Genomic DNA, 16,581 nt, shown 5'->3' on the forward strand with positions numbered 1-16,581 from the left:
GCCACCGCCCGTTCGCGTGGCACAATCTGCCCTCCCGTTTTGCTCTTTTTGCACCTGTTCGGAGTTTTGATGAAAAAGTGGTTCATCCCCCTGCTGGCCCTCTGGCTGTTTGGTTGTAGTGCAGGGCCCGGAGAAGATGTTATCCGCCAGCAGGTTACCGCCAAGTTGCTGGCCGAAACGGATGCCAACCTGTTCGATATCAGCGACTTCACCATCCTTGGCAAGGAGGAGCGGATGGAAGGGGTCTATCTGGTCAAGGTAAGCTACCAGCTCCACTTCAAGCAGGGACTGGATCAGCTGCAGGTGCTGCACGACGAAGATCTGATTTATGACCGTGTCGGCCCCTTCCAGCAGGAGATGGGACTGATGGAGCTCGAGCGCAAATATGGCGAGTTCGAAGCGGGTCAGGTTCTGCCGCAAGAGGCAGAGGTGTGGATGATGAAGGGCGAACAGGGGTGGCGACTGGCTGAACCGGCGCAATAAAGGGCTGCCCACCCCTTACTCTCTGCAAGCTCGGCAACGGCAGCTCTGCCGTGGTTGACCAGCTCAGACCTGGGTATCGACCCGATACCCTTTTTGGTCTGCGGGTTCACCCGGCAGCTTGCTGGCCAACCCCGACAACACATCCTTGAGGGTGATCCCGCTATCTGCCGCACCGCTGCTCTCCAGCAGCTTGGTCAGCTGGCTCTGCAAGGGGTCAATCGCATCGTTCTGCCCCCATTGGCTGTTCTCTTTGCCCTGCCCGCCCTGTTGATCCAGCGTCTCCAGCAGACGCGCCAGATCCCGTTTCAGCGGGCTCTCGCTGTTGTCGGCGAGCGCAATCTTTCGTTGTTCCTGTTCTTGCCGCTGTTGTTGCTGCAACGCCAGCTGTTGCTCCTGCTGCTGTTGCAGGGCTCCCATCATGGTATTGATGAACGCCTCCAGTGAGTCCTTGATTGACATATGGCTGCCGCCGCCCCCTTCTCCTTTCGACGGCAGTCCGAGACTGTCCAGCACAAAGCCAAGATCGCGCACCATCCGGCTGTCACTGCCAGTTGATGACGACAGCGTCGTCCTCGCCAATGGCTGCGCGGTAGAAGATCCCTGCCGTTGCACCAGCGGGATGGGCCCGCCTGACGCGACCACATTCATCTCCATCTCGGCCCTCCTTCACATCTTTTTCGGCCAGCTAACCCGCTCTTGTTCACCTGACCCGGCATCACTCTCACACCTAAAAGATAGCGTCAACCGGAAGGGATTGGCGCTAACGCATTTTTTGGTCTATCAGGCTATGCGCTAGTGCAGTGCCGCTATAAACAAGGGCTGGCGGGGTACAGTGCCCCGCCAGTGACTCAGAAGATATCCTTGAAACGGTGCCACAGCATCCCCAGCGCCAGCAGCGGAGAGCGCAGCGCCGGGCCACCCGGGAAAGTGATATGGGGCACGCTGGCGAAGAGATCGAAACCCCGGCTCTCGCCGCGGATCGCCTCGGCTACCAGCTTGCCCGCCATATGGGTGGCATTGAGGCCATGACCCGAGTAGGCCTGGGCATAGAGCACGTTGGGGTGAGCCTTCAAGCGGCCAATCTGCGGCAGCCGGTTGGCGCCAATCCCGATCATCCCGCCCCACTGAAACTCGATGGCGGTGCCAGCCAACTCGGGGAAGACCCGCAGCATCTTGGGCAACATGAAGGCCTTGATGTCGCGGGGATCCCTTCCCGAGTAGTTGCAGGCCCCGCCAAACAGCAGGCGACCGTCGGCGGAGAGGCGGTAGTAGTCGAGCGCCACGTTCTGATCGCACACCGCCATATTTTGCGGCAGCAAACGCTGGCGCAAGCGGCGATCCAGCACCTCGGTAGCGAGGATATAGGAGCCGGCCGGCAGCACCCGCCCTCCCAGCTCCGGATTGAGGTCATTGAGATAGGCGTTGCAGCCGATCACCAGATAGTCGGCAGTGACCCGGCCATGTGCGGTGGTCACCTCTACCTGCTTGCCGTAATCGATATGAGTCACTCTGGAGTGTTCAAACAGGGAAACCCCGAGGCTGGCTGCAGCGCGCGCCTCGCCGAGCGCCAGATTGAGGGGATGGAGATGGCCGGAGCCCATGTCGATAAGGCCGCCGATATAGCGATCCGACCCCACCACGCTATGGATATCTGCGCGCGGAACCAGCTTGAGTTCGTGCTCATAGCCCAGACTCGCCAGATAGTCGAGATCTTCCTCGAAGCCGGCCAGATGGCGCTGACGGGTGGCCAGATCGCAGTAACCCCAGGTGAGGTCACACTCGATATTGAAACGCTCAACCCGCTCGCGTACCAGCTGCACCGCCTCCAGCCCCATCAGGTCGAGCTCGCGTACCCCTTCCTCACCAATCCAGCGGGCGAACTGGCTGGTATCGTGGCCGATACCGCGAATAAGCTGGCCGCCGTTACGCCCGGAGGCGCCCCAGCCGATGCGGTTGGCCTCCAACAGCACCACCTTGTAGCCTGCATCAGCCAGGTTGATGGCGGTGTTGAGACCGGTAAAACCGCCGCCGATGATGCAGACATCCGCTTTCAGCTCGGCCTCGAGTTCCGGCCACTGCTGCAGATCGTTGCGGGTCGCGGCGTAGTAGGAGGCCGCGTGCTCCTGATATCCGATGTGCTTTCCTGCCTGCATGTTCAGCATCCTGCCTTGTTGCAAATTGTTTAATAAAATAAGCAAACTTGTTTCGATAATACCCAGCTACGGCACGGCAAACCAGCTACCACGGATCACAGAAATGCAAAAGGCGCCCCGAAGGGCGCCTTTTCATGCAATCAAGGTGCTGTAACGAATTACAGTACGTCGATGGCGTTCAGGTCAGAGAAAGCCTGTTCCAGACGCTTGATCATGGAAGTCTGACCTTCACGCAGCCATACACGCGGGTCGTAGTACTTCTTGTTCGGCTTGTCGGCACCTTCCGGGTTGCCCAGCTGACCTTGCAGGTAAGCTTCGTTCTTCTTGTAGAAGTGCAGCAGACCTTCCCAGGTAGCCCACTGGGTGTCGGTGTCGATGTTCATCTTCACTACGCCGTAGGAGATGGACTCGCGGATCTCTTCCAGAGTGGAACCTGAACCACCGTGGAATACGAAGTCCAGAGACTTGGCCGGGATGCCGAACTTCTCGGAAACGTACTTCTGGGAAGCGTCCAGGATGGACGGGGTCAGTTTGACGTTACCCGGCTTGTATACACCGTGTACGTTGCCGAAGGAAGCAGCGATGGTGAAACGCGGGCTGATCTTGGACAGACGCTCGTAAGCGTAGGCAACATCTTCCGGCTGGGTGTACAGAGCGGACTGATCCATGTGGCTGTTGTCGACGCCGTCTTCTTCGCCACCGGTGCAACCCAGTTCCAGCTCCAGAGTCATGTTCATCTTGGCCATGCGGGTCAGGTACTCGCAGCAGATGTCGATGTTCTCTTCCAGAGACTCTTCGGACAGATCCAGCATGTGGGAGGAGAACAGCGGCTTGCCGGTTTCAGCGAAGTGCTTCTCGCCCGCTTCCAGCAGACCGTCGATCCACGGCAGCAGCTTCTTGGCAGCGTGGTCGGTGTGCAGGATTACCGGCACGCCGTAAGCTTCGGCAACAGCGTGAACGTGCTTGGCACCGGAGATGGCGCCCAGGATGGCAGCTTTCTGACCTTCCAGCTTCAGACCCTTACCGGCGGTGAACACGGCACCACCGTTGGAGAACTGAACGATAACCGGCGCTTTAACCTTGGCGGCAGCTTCCAGTACGGCGTTCACGGAGTCGGTACCAACGCAGTTTACGGCCGGCAGAGCGAAGCCGTTCTCTTTAGCGATGGCGAACACTTTCTGAACGTCATCACCAGTGATCACGCCGGGTTTTACGAAGTCGAAAATTTTCTTAGACATGTTTAATCGTCCTGTCTCGTATGCCGTTAATAAAAAATGGGGGGTTCATCATGAACCGGCACAGCGGGCACATGATAAACGAAACGGGAGGCTTTTGCCCCCCGTTCCGGGTCAATTAGGCTTTGGCGCGCTGTTCCAGAATCTCAACAGCCGGCAGAACCTTGCCTTCTACGAACTCCAGGAAGGCGCCGCCGCCGGTGGAGATGTAGGAGACTTTGTCAGCGATGCCGAACTTGTCGATGGCAGCCAGGGTGTCACCACCGCCAGCGATGGAGAAGGCCGGAGAAGCAGCGATGGCTTCGGCGATGATCTTGGTGCCTTCAGCGAACTGGTCGAACTCGAACACACCAACCGGGCCGTTCCACAGGATGGTCTTGGCGTTCATGATGATGTCAGCCAGAGCCTTGGCAGAATCCGGGCCGATGTCGAAGATCATGTCGTCGTCAGCTACGTCGGCAACAGACTTGGTGGTCGCCGGAGTGGACTCGGAGAACTCTTTACCAACCACTACGTCGGTAGTAGCCGGGATGGAGGTCTCGGCAGCCAGTTTCTTGGCGGTGTCGATCAGGTCGTGCTCGCACAGGGACTTGCCGACGTTGTGACCGGCAGCAGCGATGAAGGTGTTGGCGATGCCACCACCGACAACCAGCTGGTCAGCGATTTTGGAGAGGGATTCCAGAACGGTCAGCTTGGTGGAGACCTTGGAGCCGCCAACGATGGCAACCATCGGGCGCTCGGGCTTCAGCATGGCTTTGCCCAGCGCTTCCAGTTCACCAGCCAGCAGCGGGCCGGCACAAGCGACCGGAGCGAACTGGGCAACACCGTAGGTGGAGCCTTCGGCGCGGTGAGCAGTACCGAACGCGTCCATTACAAAGACGTCACACAGGGCGGCGTATTTTTTGGCCAGCTCTTCGGTGTTCTTCTTCTCGCCTTTGTTGAAGCGGCAGTTTTCCAGCACAACCAGCTCACCGGCAGCGACTTCTACGCCATCCAGGTAATCCTTGGCCAGGCGAACCGGGCAGGACAGAGCGTCTTTCAGATAGTTGACAACCGGCAGCAGAGAGAACTCTTCGTTGTACTCGCCTTCGGTCGGACGACCCAGGTGGGAGGTGATCATCAGCTTGGCGCCCTTTTCCAGAGCCAGCTTGATGGTAGGCAGGGTAGCGACGATACGTGCATCGGAGGTGACCTTGCCGTCTTTTACCGGCACGTTCAGGTCAGCACGGATCAGAACGCGTTTGCCCGCCAGATCCAGGTCAGTCATCTTGATAACAGACATATTCAGTCCTCTATATTTTCCAGGTAATGTTAAAAACAGTAACCTTTCGCCCGGGGCAGGCTCAGCCTGCAACCATCATGGCCCGGGTGGTATCCAGCATCCGGTTTGCGAAGCCCCATTCGTTATCGCACCACATCAACATCTTGACGAGGTTGGCATCGCTCACTCGGGTCTGGGTACCATCAATGATGCATGAGTGCGCATCATGATTGAAGTCTACGGAGACCAGCGGTTCTTCCGTGTAATCCAGAATACCGTGTAATGTACCTCTGGATGCCCGTTGCAGGGCTTGATTTACGTCACTAACTGTCACTTTTTTACGAACAGTAATACTCAGATCCATCGCTGTTACATTGATGGTCGGCACCCGCACCGCGATCGCCTCGAACTTGCCGGCGAAGTGGGGCAGGATGCGCTCCAGCCCCTTTGCCAGCTTGGTATCCACCGGGATGATGGACTGACTGGCAGCGCGGGTTCGGCGCAAGTCACTGTGGTAGGCATCGATGACTTGCTGATCATGCATGGCCGAATGAATTGTCGTAATAGTACCACAATTTATCTCGAATTCTCGATGCAATGTTTCAATCACCGGCACCACGCAGTTGGTGGTACAGGAGGCGTTGGAGACGATCCGCTCGCGCCCCGTCAGCACCTGATGATTGACCCCGTAGACGATGGTTGCGTCCACATCCGCTTCGGCCGGATGAGAGAACAAAACCTTGCCCGCCCCCGCCGCCAGATGCAGCTCGGCATCGGCCCGCGAGCCAAATACCCCGGTGCAGTCGAGCACCACATCCACCCCCAGCGCCCGCCACGGCAAGTTCGACGGATCCCGCTCGGCAAACAGGGAGATGAGATCCTCCCCCACCAGCATGCTGTTGCCAGCCAGCTGCACCGGATAGTGAAAACGGCCGTGGCTGGTATCGAAGCGGGTCAGGTGCACCATGGCTTCGGGAGCCGCCAGCTCGTTGATGGCGACGATCTTGATGGTCTTGTCGCGCCCGCTCTCGTAGAGGGCTCGCAGTACATTGCGGCCGATCCGTCCGTAACCGTTGATGGCAATCTTGATCATCTGGCAGCCAGTTCCTTACCACAGATTTGCTAGCGCATGGGCTAGAGAAAAGAGCAGCCGACCGACTGCCCGGGCCCGACTCACGACAGCAGGGCATCCTTGAATTCACCACGGGCCAGCAGGGCCGCCCCGAACACCCCGGCACTGTCACCAAGGGCTGGAGCAATAATGGGGGCACTGAAACGGGGATTAAAGAGGAAGGGCAAAATAGTCTGCCGTCCCACGCTGTAGAGGCTCTGCACGTTGCCGACCCCGCCGCCGATGACAATAACATCCGGGTCGAGAATGTTGACCACGTTGGCCAGCGCCTGACCAAACAGCAGATGCAGCCGGTCGATAGTGAGCCTGGCCACATGATCATGGGCGGTGGCAGCCGCGATTTGCGCCAGCGAGAGGCGACGCTTGGCCTTAGCCTCGTACCACGCCTCCAGCGCCGGGCCGCTGATCAGGGTCTCGACGCAGCCGTGCTTGCCGCAGTAGCACTCGGGGCCATCGGGGGAGAGCACATTGTGCCCCCACTCGCCGGCGATGCCGTGATGACCGTTGAGAATGCGGCCGTTGATGACGATGCCGGAGCCGACCCCGGTGCCCATGATGATGCCGAACACCACTTTCGCATCGGGATGGTGCTGGCGCACCGCACCAAGATGAGTTTCTGCCAGCGCGAAGCAGTTGGCATCGTTGGCGATCAGCACCGGCACGCCGAGCCGGCGCTCCAGATCCTCCTTGAACGGCTTGCCGTTGAGCTCGGTGGTGTTGCAGTTTTTCATCAGGCCGGTCTGTGGATCCCGCGCCCCCGGCGTGCCCATGCCGATCACGGCTGGGCGCTGGCCAATCTTCTCGGCGCACTCAGCTACCAGCTTGGCGATCTGGCCGATCATATGGTCATAACCGCCCGCCCGCTCGGTGGGGATGCGGTGGCGCAGCAGCACCTCGTCGCCATCCAGCACCACGCATTCACACTTGGTACCGCCAAGATCGATACCCCAATCCAGTGACTTGCTGCTCATCTTGCCTCCTGCACGGCCGCCACGCGCTCGTCGTCGCAGCGCCATTTTTTAATGTAAAACGGGGCCTGACGGCCCCGGATATCAAACAAACTCTTCTTCTCTCGCCCCGGCCTTAGCGGCCGTGGTACTGGGCGGAGAGCTCGTGTACCGCGTTGACGAACACACCAGCGTGTTCCGGGTTCACATCCTGATGGATGCCGTGGCCGAGGTTGAATACGTGGCCGTTGCCGTGGCCGAAACCGGCCAGAATGGAGGCGACCTCTTCACGGATGCGAGCCGGAGTGGCGTAGAGCATGGAGGGATCCATGTTGCCCTGCAGCGCCACCTTGTCGCCGACCCGACGCTTGGCGTCGGCGATGTCGGTGGTCCAGTCCAGACCCAGCGCATCGCAACCAGTGGCGGCGATCTGCTCCAGCCACTGGCCACCGTTCTTGGTAAACAGGGTGACCGGCACGCGGCGACCGTCGTGCTCGCGGATCAGGCCATCGACAATCTTGTGCATGTACTGCAGGGAGAAGTCGCGGTAATCGCGCGGGGTGAGCACGCCGCCCCAGGTGTCGAACACCATGACCGCCTGCGCACCCGCCTTGATCTGGGCGTTGAGGTAGGCAATCACGCTGTCGGCCAGCTTGTCGAGCAGCAGGTGCAGGGTTTGCGGCTCTGCGTACATCATCTGCTTGATCTTGGTGAACGCCTTGGAGCTGCCCCCCTCCACCATGTAGGTGGCCAGAGTCCATGGGCTGCCGGAGAAGCCGATGAGCGGCACTTCGCCCTTCAGCTCGCGGCGGATGGTGCGCACCGCGTTCATCACGTAGCCCAGCTCATCTTCCGGATCCGGAATGGGCAGCGCCTGCACGTCGGCCATGGAGGTGATCGGGCGCTCGAAGCGCGGGCCTTCACCCTGCTCGAAGTAGAGACCCAGCCCCATGGCATCGGGCACGGTCAGGATGTCGGAGAAGAGGATGGCGGCATCGAGCGGGTAGCGGCGCAGCGGCTGCAGGGTGACTTCACAGGCCAGCTCGGCATTGCGGCACAGGGACATGAAATCCCCCGCCTGGGCGCGAGTCGCCTTGTATTCCGGCAGATAGCGCCCTGCCTGGCGCATCATCCATACCGGCGTCATGTCTACATCCTGACGCAGCAAAGCGCGCAGGTATCGATCGTTCTTCAGCTCTTTCATCCCAGTTCCTGAATTCATATCACGCATAAAATGGCGGTCATAATACCACTTTGCCCAGTCAAGCGGACTGCCCAAAACGTGGCAAATAGATGATCGGTTGCAAAGATGTGAAGGGGCGCAAACCAGAGCGCCCCGTTTTTAAAAAGAAGTGCAAAAAGGTTGGCGAAAAGATAAGCGCCGTTACCCCTCGCCAGCCAGTGACAACTCGATCAGCCGCCGGGCAATGGTGCCGTGGGGCGGCAAGCGCGGCAGCCGGTCGGCGGCAAAGAAAGCGGCGGCGACCAGTTCGTCAGCCTGCACCTTGATCTCGCCGCTCTCGTAGTCGGCGGTAAAACCCATCATCAGGCTGTGAGGGAAGGGCCAGGGCTGGCTCGCCACATAGTGCACATTGCGCACCCGGATGCCGCTCTCCTCGAACACCTCCCGAGCCACGCACTGCTCGAGGTTCTCCCCCGCCTCCACAAAGCCGGCCAGCACGGTATACATGGGATCGTCCGCCTGATAGTGACGGCGATGGGCTGCCAAGAGGATCTCCGGCCCCTTGCGCACCGCCACTATGATGCAGGGGGAGATGCGCGGATAGACGCTGTGCCCCTGTTGGCACACCTGCGCCCACTCCCCCGCCTTCGGGGTCATGGGGGCGCCGCACTCGCCGCAGAAACGGTGGGTGCGGCGGAAGGTAACGAGCTGCCAGGCGCGGCCCGCGAGACGAAAGCCCTCTTCGTCCCCCGCCACCATCAACTGGCGCAGAGGGGCCATCATAGTCGTGTCGGCCTCAGCCCCCAGATCCAGCAGATAGCAGGGCTGCCCCTGCCACTCATCAAAACGCTCGAAACGGGCACCGGCCAGCGCTGCGGGCAGGCACGCCTTCACGCCTTTGGGCACCTGACCCGCCTCATCGAGCAGGATTTGATGGTCACCCGCCACGACAAACCAGCGGGCTTGTTCAGTTAATGACATCGGATAAACACTCTCGTTAAGTCAGATTAAACAACGCCACGGTCACAGCAGGCTGCAGCAGGGGCAAAATAGCGCGAATGGGCCCCATCTTACGACTGGCAAGCGCCACTGACGACCCGCCGCCACAACAAAATCGCCTCTGATCTTCGCCCCGCCGGGGCCAAAACCGGCGAGCAAGAGGAGCACATCAACAAAGAGGCCGCCCGAAGGCGGCCTGCTGTCAATCGTTCTCTCGCTGCGCCGATCAGGCATCGCCCATCGCCAGCAGGGAGGCGTTGCCGCCCACAGCAGTGGTGTTGATGGTGCGGGTCTTCTCGGTAACAAACCGCCCGAGATAGTGGGGGCCGCCCGCCTTGGGACCTGTGCCGGATAGCCCCTGCCCGCCGAACGGCTGCACCCCGACCATGGCGCCGATCTGGTTGCGGTTGATGTAGACGTTGCCCACGTTGATGCGGCTCGCCAGCTCCTCTGCGTGGGATTCGTTGCGGCTGTGGATCCCCAGCGTCAGGCCGTAGCCGGTGCCGTTGATGTCGCAGATCACCTTGTCCAGATCCCGGGTGGCGTAGCGCACCACATGCAGGATGGGGCCGAACTGCTCCTTGACCAGCTCGCGGATGGAGCCGATCTCCAGCGCAGTCGGCTGGACGAAGTGCCCTTCCATGGTCGCGGCCGGCATCGGCGCCTGCGCAATCAGGCGAGCGCGCTGCATCATGTAGGCGAGGTGCGCATCGAGACCGGCCTTGGCATCGGCATCGATGACCGGGCCGACATCGGTGTTGTGCTCAGCCGGGTTGCCCACTTTCAGCTCCTGCATGGCACCGGTGAGGATCTCCAGCACCCGCTCGGCGATCTCCTCCTGCAGGTAGAGCACCCGCAGGGCCGAGCAGCGCTGACCGGCGCTCTGGAAGGCGGCGCTCACCACGTCGCGCACCACCTGCTCCGGCAGGGCGGTGGAGTCGACGATCATGGCGTTTTGGCCACCAGTCTCGGCGATAAGCGGCAGGATGGCGCCATCGCGCTGGGCCAGGGTCATGTTGATGAGCTTGGCGGTCTCGGTGGAGCCGGTGAAGCAGACGCCGCCGATGCGCGGATCCGCCGTCAGCTTGGCGCCGACGGTGGCGCCGTCACCGGGCAGCAGTTGCAACACGTCACCCGGAATACCAGCCTGATGGGCTAGCGTCACCGCCAGATGGGCGATAAGGCCGGTCTGCTCGGCAGGCTTGGCGATGACGGTGTTGCCGGTGGCCAGCGCAGCGGCAACTTGCCCCAGGAAAATCGCCAGCGGGAAATTCCACGGGCTGATGCAGACAAAGACACCGCGCCCCTGCAGGAACAGCTCGTTCTGCTCGCCGGTGTAACCGGGCAGCAGGGTCGCCTGCCCCATCAGGCCGCGCGCCTGCACCGCGTAGTAGCGGCAGAAATCGACCGCTTCACGCACCTCGTCGATGCCATCTTGCAGCAGCTTGCCCGCCTCGCGGGTACAGAGGGAGACGAACTGCTCGCGGTTCGCTTCCAGCAGATCCGCCAGCTTCTCCAGCGCGGCGGCACGCTCGCTCACCGGGGTTTCGCGCCAGCGCGGGAAGGCGGCGTGGGCAGATGCCAAGGCCTGCTCCACCGCCTGCTCGTCGGCCCAGTGGATCTTGCCGACGGTGAGGCTCACATCCTGCGGGCTCAGCACGGTACGTGCCTCGCTGCGCTTGAGGGTCTCGCCATCGACGATGGGGCCCGCCAGCCACTGCTTGCTCTCCAGCTCTTTCAAGCGGGCGAAGAAGGGGCGCTGGATGGAGAGGATGTTCATGTTGACGCCGCTGGAGTTCTTGCGGTCGGTGAAGAGGTTCACCGGCTGCGGAATCCGGTCGTTGGCAAAGCCGGAGTAGCGCTTGAGGGTGCGCAGCGGGTGCTCGGCCAGCGAGTCCACCGGGGTATTGGGATCCACCAGCTTGTGAACGAAGGAGGTGTTCGCCCCGTTCTCCAGCAGGCGGCGCACCAGATAGGGCAGCAAGTCCTTGTGGGCGCCGACTGGCGCGTAGATGCGGCAGTGCAGACCGGGATTGTCGCTCAGCACGGCGTTGTGCAGCTCCTCGCCCATGCCGTGCAGACGCTGGAATTCAAACTGGCGATCACCGGCCATCTCCAGAATGCTGACCACGGTATTGGCATTGTGGGTGGCGAACTGGGGGGCGATAAAGCCACGAGTCGGCTCGCTCAGCAGGTAGCGGGCGCAGGCGAGGTAGGAGATATCGGTGCCCGCCTTGCGGGTAAAGAGCGGATAGCCGGGCAGGCCCGCCTGCTGGGCATATTTCAGTTCGCTGTCCCAGTAGGCGCCTTTTACCAGTCGCACCGGAATTAGGTCACCCTGCTCGCGGGCCAGTGCGGTGAGCCAGCAAAGTACCGGCAGCGCGCGCTTGGAGTAAGCCTGCACCACCATGCCGAGCTTGCCCCAGCCACGGTTGGCGTCGGAGCGGTAGAGCTGTTCGAACAAGTCCAGCGACAGCTCGAGTCTGTCCATCTCCTCGGCATCGATGCTGATGGCCACATCCTTGTCGCGGGCCAGACGCACCAGCCCCACCAGCCGCTCGCACATCTCGCCGAGCACCCGTTCGCGGTTGGCCACGTCATAGCGCGGATGGAGCGCCGAGAGCTTGATGGAGATGGAGGGGGCCGGGCCGCCGTCGCTGATCCGCTCATTGCTCACCGCCTCGATGGCGTTGCGATAATCGGTCAGATACTTGTCGGCATCCTGCATGGTCAGCGCCGATTCACCCAGCATGTCATAGGTGTGGGTGTAGCCCAGCTCGCGGGATTTGCGGCTCGCCTTGAGCGCCTCTTTCATGTCGCGCCCCAGCACGAACTGCTTGCCCATGATCTTCATGGCGGCATACATGGCGGAGCGCACCACCGGCTCCCCCAGCTTGTTGACCATGCGCCCCAGCAGGTTGGCCGGGTTGCCGTCGAGCTTTTTATCGAGCTTGATGATCTTGCCGGTCAGCATCAGCCCCCAGGTGGAGGCGTTGACCAGGGTGGAATCACTCTTGCGGAAATGGGATGACCAGTTGGCGCCGGAGAGCTTGTCCTTGATCAGGGCGTCGGCGGTCTCGGCATCGGGAATGCGCAGCAGCGCCTCGGCCAGACACATCAGGATGATCCCCTCCTGGGTATCCAGGCTGTACTCCTGCAGGAAGGCGTCGATACCGTCACCGGAGCCGCTCTCCTTGCGCACCTTGGTCACCAGAGTACGGGCACGCTGGGTCACCTGCTCCAGCGAGGCGCCATCCCCCGGCAGCATGGCCGACAGCTCGGCCAGATAGGCATTTTCATCCACCACGTAGTTCTGGGTGATGGCTTCGCGCAGGGCGGCCAGATCAGAGGGGATATAGTCAGCGGCAAGCACTTGAGTAGCTTTGAACATATGGGGTCTTCCTGTACGCCCTAAGGCTGATATCGACAAAGGCGGTCGCGCCGCCGAAACGCCGACAATGTATACAATATCCTCCCCTATATGAAATGAATTTGTTGCCACTCTTTAACAAAGATCGCTAATTCACCCTATTCATTCCCTTTTGAAGCCAGCCTGCCAGTAAACATGAGGGTCATCTGACTTCATTTTGTATACGATCTGCCTCCACCCTGTCGCAAAGCAGCCACGCATTCCGCCCAATAGCGGATGTCCCCAATGTGCCCAAAAAAAGAAGGGCCGCCACGGCGACCCTTCTCATCAATTCAGTCAGCCAGAGGCTGTCAGTTCATCCAGCGATCGCCACGGCTGCGACGGCGGGGCAACATGGGCAACAGGATGCCAAGCAGGATACCGGCACCAACCATGGCACCACCACGGATGAACCAGTCCATCTGCATGTCGTGCTCCTGGTTGTCGTAGCTCTGGGTCAGGGCATCGTTCTGCTCTTTGAGATTGTTCATCTCTTCACCCTGGCTGGCCAGCTGGGCCTTGAGGGCGGCAATCTCCTTGCTCTGGGCAGCGATCTGGCCATCCTTCTCGGCGAAGCGTTTCTCGTTGTCGCCGTTGAGGTTTTGCAGGCGGGCCTTGAGCTCGTCACGCTCCTTTTCTACCTGCGGCAGCTGCTCGCGCAGGCTGATCTGGCTCTGCAGTTCGCTGCTTTTGATCCATCCATCACGGCCGCGACCGTCCACCACCTGAGTGAAACCGGCCTCGCCGTTCACCGCCTTCACCTCCAGCGGTTCACCAGCCTTGACGCTACCGAGGATCCGGTACTGGGTACCCGGACCATTGTGGATAAAGGTAAAGATGTTGTCTGAAACATAACGGGTATCGGCCAATGCCTGTTGGGCACACAAGCAGATAAGAATCCCGAGAAGGGCGCGCATGGTTGATCGATTCTCTTTTTCAGGTTTGGACAAGAGGTTGAATGTTAAGCCGCCAGCAGGTTAAAGGACAAGCAAAGAAAAAGCACCTCCCCCGCTCTGCCACAACCGATAGCTGGGAGCTGGCTCGCAACTTGCGCTCCCGTGCGACAACCTTACTTCTTCTTGAGCTCGCGCACCTCGTCGCGCAGCGCCCGCAACTCGCGCAGCAGCTGCTCCTGCTGGTTGTTGTAGTGGTGGCGCCACTTCTCGGTTTCGCTCTCCTTGGCCGGCTGCAAAAAGATGCTGGCCATGAAACCACTGATGGCACCAAACAGGCCAACCCCGAACAGGATCAACAGGCTGGCGACAAAGCGCCCCTCCTCGGTTTTGGGTACCAGATCGCCATAGCCCACGGTGGAGAGGGTCACCAGCGTCCACCAGAACGCATCGTAGGGAGTCTCAATCTGGCTGCCGGGCTGGCCCGACTCAATCCAGTACATGACGCCGGAGCCCACCCCCAGCAGCAGGAAGAAGAGGAACAGAATGCCGGAGAGAGTGGTCTCGTTGCGCTCGCGGCGGAACATGGCCCAGAGATCCGGGTGCTCCTTGAACAGTTGATAGACCCGCCACAGCTGGAGCAGACGGGCCCAGCGCAGCTGCTCCACCATCGGCAGACTGCCCGGCAGATAGATCCAGTTGGCCTTGAAGAATGCTTTGCGATCGGGGGCCCTGAGCCAGCCATAGGCAAAGTGGGCGATGAAGAAGTAGCAGATCAGGCTGTCGAGGTCATAGAAGAGCTGCAGGGTCTGGGGGGTCAGTGTCTGATGGCCCCACCAGCGGGCTGTTACCAGTAACACCGAGACTATCGACAGAAATGCCATCAGCAAATCCATCGCCCGCAAGTGAGTTAAGTGATGCCGCATACATTTTCCAACTTTAAACACGGTGCAAATTAATAAAAGAGAAGATAATGCCGATAGCCTTGAGGGCAAAGGAAAAAGCGATTTTCAAAGGAGATTTTACGATGCAGTTGAACCTGCTGGAGAAGCGGATGAGCAACATTCGGCTGGTGCCGAAAGTGGTGTTGCTGATGGTGATCAGTACCATTTTGCTACTGACCAAACTCTGGTTTGATGCCAACAATCTGGAGGCCACCCTGCTCACCGAGGGGCTGGATCCGGAGAAAGCCAACGCCATTGCCGACCGCCTGCTCTGGAGCGGCCTGATGGAGACCACCATCATGGGGCTGCTGTTCGTGATCCTGCTGATGACCGGCTCCCGTCTGATGGTCAAGCAGGTGCACTATCTGGTGGATCTGCTGGAGCGTTTCGCCAAGCGGGACCTCAGCCACAAGGTACTGCTCCGCTCCCGCGACGAGTTCGGTGACATCGCCAAGGCAGTCTCCCACTCGCAGGAGAACCTCAAAGAGGTGTTTGGCAGCCAGCGCGCCGCCTGCAAGGAGCTCAACGACATCGCCTCCCAGGTGACCCTCTGTATGGAGGAGGCCAACGAGGCGATCAGCGAAGAGTTCGCCCAGATTGAGCAGCTGGCCAGCGCCATGAGCCAGATGGTAGGCGCCATTCGCGAAGTGGCTTCTCACGCCGATCAGGCCTCCCGGGCCACTGCCGAGACCAGCCAGCTGGCCGAAGAGGGGAGCCGCTGCGTGGCCGAGACCGTCAACACCATCGACACCCTCTCCGGCAACATCCAGCGCTCCGCCAACGTGGTCAACGAGGTGGAGCACGGGGTCGAGCGGATTGGCTCGGTAGTCGACACCATTCGTGGCATCTCGGAACAGACCAATCTGCTGGCGCTCAACGCCGCCATCGAGGCCGCCCGCGCCGGTGAAGCGGGCCGCGGCTTTGCCGTGGTGGCTTCCGAAGTGCGCGAGCTGGCTAACCGCGCTCAGGCCGCCACTGTCGAGATCCAGAAGATGATCGAGCAGTTGCAGGGCAATGCCCGTCAGGCTGGCGAGCTGATGGCCCAGAGCGTGCAGCAGGCCGACAAGGGGGTTGCCCAGGTGACCCAGGCGGGCGATCAGCTTGCCACCATAGTGGAGCGGGTACAGGGCGTGGCCGACATGAACCGCCACATCGCAGCCGCTTCCGATCAGCAGAGCTCGGTGGCCGAGGAGATGCGCGGCAATCTGGAGCAGGTCAAGCAGATCGCCGAAGGCTCCGTGGTGGTGCTGCGCGAACTGCAGGAGGCCTCGGTACTGGTGGAGCAGCACAGCCAGGAGCTGGATGGCCAGATCCAGTCCTTCAAGCTCGCCTGACTTTCCCGTTCCAATCCGGTTAGACTGGAAGGCCCCGCGAGGGGCCTTTCTCATTTCTGACCCACGGCAAGGAGCCAACATGCAGCAGAGCAAGACGCACTCACCCATCGAGATCAGTGACGACAAGGGGCGGCTCGATCTGCCGCTTATCCACCGCTTCTTGTCTGAAGAAGCCTACTGGTGTCGCGGTATTCCCCACAGCACTGTGGTGCGGGCCATCAACCACTCCCTCTGCGTTGGCGGCTATGTCGATGGTCAGCAGGTTGCCTTTGCCCGGATCATCACCGACAAGGCTACCTTTGGCTATCTGGCCGATGTCTTCGTGCTGCCTGAGTATCGCGGCCGCGGTTACAGCAAGGCGCTGGTGGCCGCCATTGTCGAGCATCCCGAGTTGCAGGGGTTGCGTCGCCTCTCCCTCGCCACCTCCGATGCCCACGGCCTCTACGCCAGTTTCGGCTTTGCCCCACCGACCAACCCGGGCAGCCTGATGGAGATCTACGATCCCGCCATTTACCAGCGCACCTGAATGACTGGCTGCCGATAATTCCCGCCGGATCATGCTTCTCGCCCCTGCGCTGTGACGCGGGGGCCTGACAGTGCTAGATTGG

General features: G+C 60.7%; 14 protein-coding genes. 3 read left to right on the plus strand and 11 right to left on the minus strand.

The genetic code is table 11. The features are described 5' to 3' along the window. The first annotated feature begins 69 nt into the window (after positions 1 to 69). Entirely contained in the window at positions 70 to 483 is a 414-nt protein-coding gene (locus tag AACR93_RS22650) for a hypothetical protein (RefSeq protein ID WP_042029699.1), read from the plus strand. 63 nt (positions 484 to 546) lie between these two features. On the opposite strand, the gene AACR93_RS22655 is transcribed toward AACR93_RS22650, so the two are convergent. From AACR93_RS22655 to AACR93_RS22705, 11 genes are all read right to left on the minus strand, one after another. Continuing rightward, a complete protein-coding gene (locus AACR93_RS22655; protein ID WP_043849858.1) occupies positions 547 to 1,137 on the minus strand; it encodes a hypothetical protein in 591 nt (196 codons plus the stop codon). Between the two features lie 194 nt (positions 1,138 to 1,331). Continuing rightward, on the minus strand, positions 1,332 to 2,636 hold the full coding sequence (locus AACR93_RS22660) for an NAD(P)/FAD-dependent oxidoreductase (protein WP_156152884.1): 1,305 nt from the start codon (positions 2,634 to 2,636) through the stop codon (positions 1,332 to 1,334). A gap of 158 nt (positions 2,637 to 2,794) precedes the next feature. After that, the gene (gene fbaA, locus AACR93_RS22665) at positions 2,795 to 3,874 is read right to left on the minus strand and encodes a class II fructose-bisphosphate aldolase (RefSeq protein WP_042029694.1); all 1,080 of its coding nucleotides are present in this window, start codon (positions 3,872 to 3,874) and stop codon (positions 2,795 to 2,797) included. Positions 3,875 to 3,989: 115 nt separating this feature from the next. Next, on the minus strand, positions 3,990 to 5,153 hold the full coding sequence (locus AACR93_RS22670; RefSeq protein WP_043849860.1) for a phosphoglycerate kinase: 1,164 nt from the start codon (positions 5,151 to 5,153) through the stop codon (positions 3,990 to 3,992). Positions 5,154 to 5,214: 61 nt separating this feature from the next. Next, entirely contained in the window at positions 5,215 to 6,225 is a 1,011-nt protein-coding gene (epd, locus tag AACR93_RS22675; RefSeq protein ID WP_042029692.1) for an erythrose-4-phosphate dehydrogenase, read from the minus strand. Between the two features lie 80 nt (positions 6,226 to 6,305). Continuing rightward, positions 6,306 to 7,235, minus strand: coding sequence for an ROK family protein (locus tag AACR93_RS22680; RefSeq protein WP_043849861.1), 930 nt, complete (start codon positions 7,233 to 7,235; stop codon positions 6,306 to 6,308). 112 nt (positions 7,236 to 7,347) lie between these two features. Continuing rightward, entirely contained in the window at positions 7,348 to 8,415 is a 1,068-nt protein-coding gene (hemE, locus tag AACR93_RS22685; RefSeq protein WP_005335440.1) for a uroporphyrinogen decarboxylase, read from the minus strand. Positions 8,416 to 8,595: 180 nt separating this feature from the next. After that, positions 8,596 to 9,375: an NAD(+) diphosphatase gene (nudC, locus tag AACR93_RS22690; RefSeq protein WP_043849862.1), complete on the minus strand. Its 780-nt coding sequence runs from the start codon at positions 9,373 to 9,375 to the stop codon at positions 8,596 to 8,598. A 244-nt stretch (positions 9,376 to 9,619) separates the two neighbouring features. Beyond that, positions 9,620 to 12,784, minus strand: a complete 3,165-nt coding sequence (putA, locus tag AACR93_RS22695; protein ID WP_043849863.1) for a bifunctional proline dehydrogenase/L-glutamate gamma-semialdehyde dehydrogenase PutA — start codon at positions 12,782 to 12,784, stop codon at positions 9,620 to 9,622. A gap of 329 nt (positions 12,785 to 13,113) precedes the next feature. Continuing rightward, positions 13,114 to 13,719, minus strand: a complete 606-nt coding sequence (locus tag AACR93_RS22700; protein ID WP_042029683.1) for a TIGR04211 family SH3 domain-containing protein — start codon at positions 13,717 to 13,719, stop codon at positions 13,114 to 13,116. 152 nt (positions 13,720 to 13,871) lie between these two features. Continuing rightward, positions 13,872 to 14,690 (minus strand): potassium channel family protein, encoded by an 819-nt coding sequence (locus AACR93_RS22705; RefSeq protein WP_043849864.1) that lies wholly within the window; start codon positions 14,688 to 14,690, stop codon positions 13,872 to 13,874. Positions 14,691 to 14,722: 32 nt separating this feature from the next. On the opposite strand from AACR93_RS22705, the gene AACR93_RS22710 reads away from it, so the two are divergent. Continuing rightward, complete coding sequence (locus tag AACR93_RS22710) at positions 14,723 to 15,973, plus strand: methyl-accepting chemotaxis protein (RefSeq protein ID WP_043849865.1); 1,251 nt, start codon at positions 14,723 to 14,725, stop codon at positions 15,971 to 15,973. Between the two features lie 79 nt (positions 15,974 to 16,052). Next, positions 16,053 to 16,499 (plus strand): GNAT family N-acetyltransferase, encoded by a 447-nt coding sequence (locus tag AACR93_RS22715; RefSeq protein ID WP_043849866.1) that lies wholly within the window; start codon positions 16,053 to 16,055, stop codon positions 16,497 to 16,499. Positions 16,500 to 16,581: the final 82 nt, after the last annotated feature.

Origin of the sequence: Aeromonas sp. L_1B5_3, from assembly GCF_963866575.1 — a bacterium.
GTDB classification, from domain to species: domain Bacteria; phylum Pseudomonadota; class Gammaproteobacteria; order Enterobacterales; family Aeromonadaceae; genus Aeromonas; species Aeromonas jandaei.

Excerpts from the sequence above, each read along its gene's own strand:
- AACR93_RS22650 (WP_042029699.1), top strand. The coding sequence starts at position 70 with ATGAAAAAGTGGTTCATCCCCCTGCTGGCCCTCTGGCTGTTTGGTTGT.
- AACR93_RS22655 (WP_043849858.1), bottom strand. The coding sequence starts at position 1,137 with ATGGAGATGAATGTGGTCGCGTCAGGCGGGCCCATCCCGCTGGTGCAA.
- AACR93_RS22660 (WP_156152884.1), bottom strand. The coding sequence starts at position 2,636 with ATGCAGGCAGGAAAGCACATCGGATATCAGGAGCACGCGGCCTCCTAC.
- fbaA (WP_042029694.1), bottom strand. The coding sequence starts at position 3,874 with ATGTCTAAGAAAATTTTCGACTTCGTAAAACCCGGCGTGATCACTGGT.
- AACR93_RS22670 (WP_043849860.1), bottom strand. The coding sequence starts at position 5,153 with ATGTCTGTTATCAAGATGACTGACCTGGATCTGGCGGGCAAACGCGTT.
- epd (WP_042029692.1), bottom strand. The coding sequence starts at position 6,225 with ATGATCAAGATTGCCATCAACGGTTACGGACGGATCGGCCGCAATGTA.
- AACR93_RS22680 (WP_043849861.1), bottom strand. The coding sequence starts at position 7,235 with ATGAGCAGCAAGTCACTGGATTGGGGTATCGATCTTGGCGGTACCAAG.
- hemE (WP_005335440.1), bottom strand. The coding sequence starts at position 8,415 with ATGAAAGAGCTGAAGAACGATCGATACCTGCGCGCTTTGCTGCGTCAG.
- nudC (WP_043849862.1), bottom strand. The coding sequence starts at position 9,375 with ATGTCATTAACTGAACAAGCCCGCTGGTTTGTCGTGGCGGGTGACCAT.
- putA (WP_043849863.1), bottom strand. The coding sequence starts at position 12,784 with ATGTTCAAAGCTACTCAAGTGCTTGCCGCTGACTATATCCCCTCTGAT.
- AACR93_RS22700 (WP_042029683.1), bottom strand. The coding sequence starts at position 13,719 with ATGCGCGCCCTTCTCGGGATTCTTATCTGCTTGTGTGCCCAACAGGCA.
- AACR93_RS22710 (WP_043849865.1), top strand. The coding sequence starts at position 14,723 with ATGCAGTTGAACCTGCTGGAGAAGCGGATGAGCAACATTCGGCTGGTG.
- AACR93_RS22715 (WP_043849866.1), top strand. The coding sequence starts at position 16,053 with ATGCAGCAGAGCAAGACGCACTCACCCATCGAGATCAGTGACGACAAG.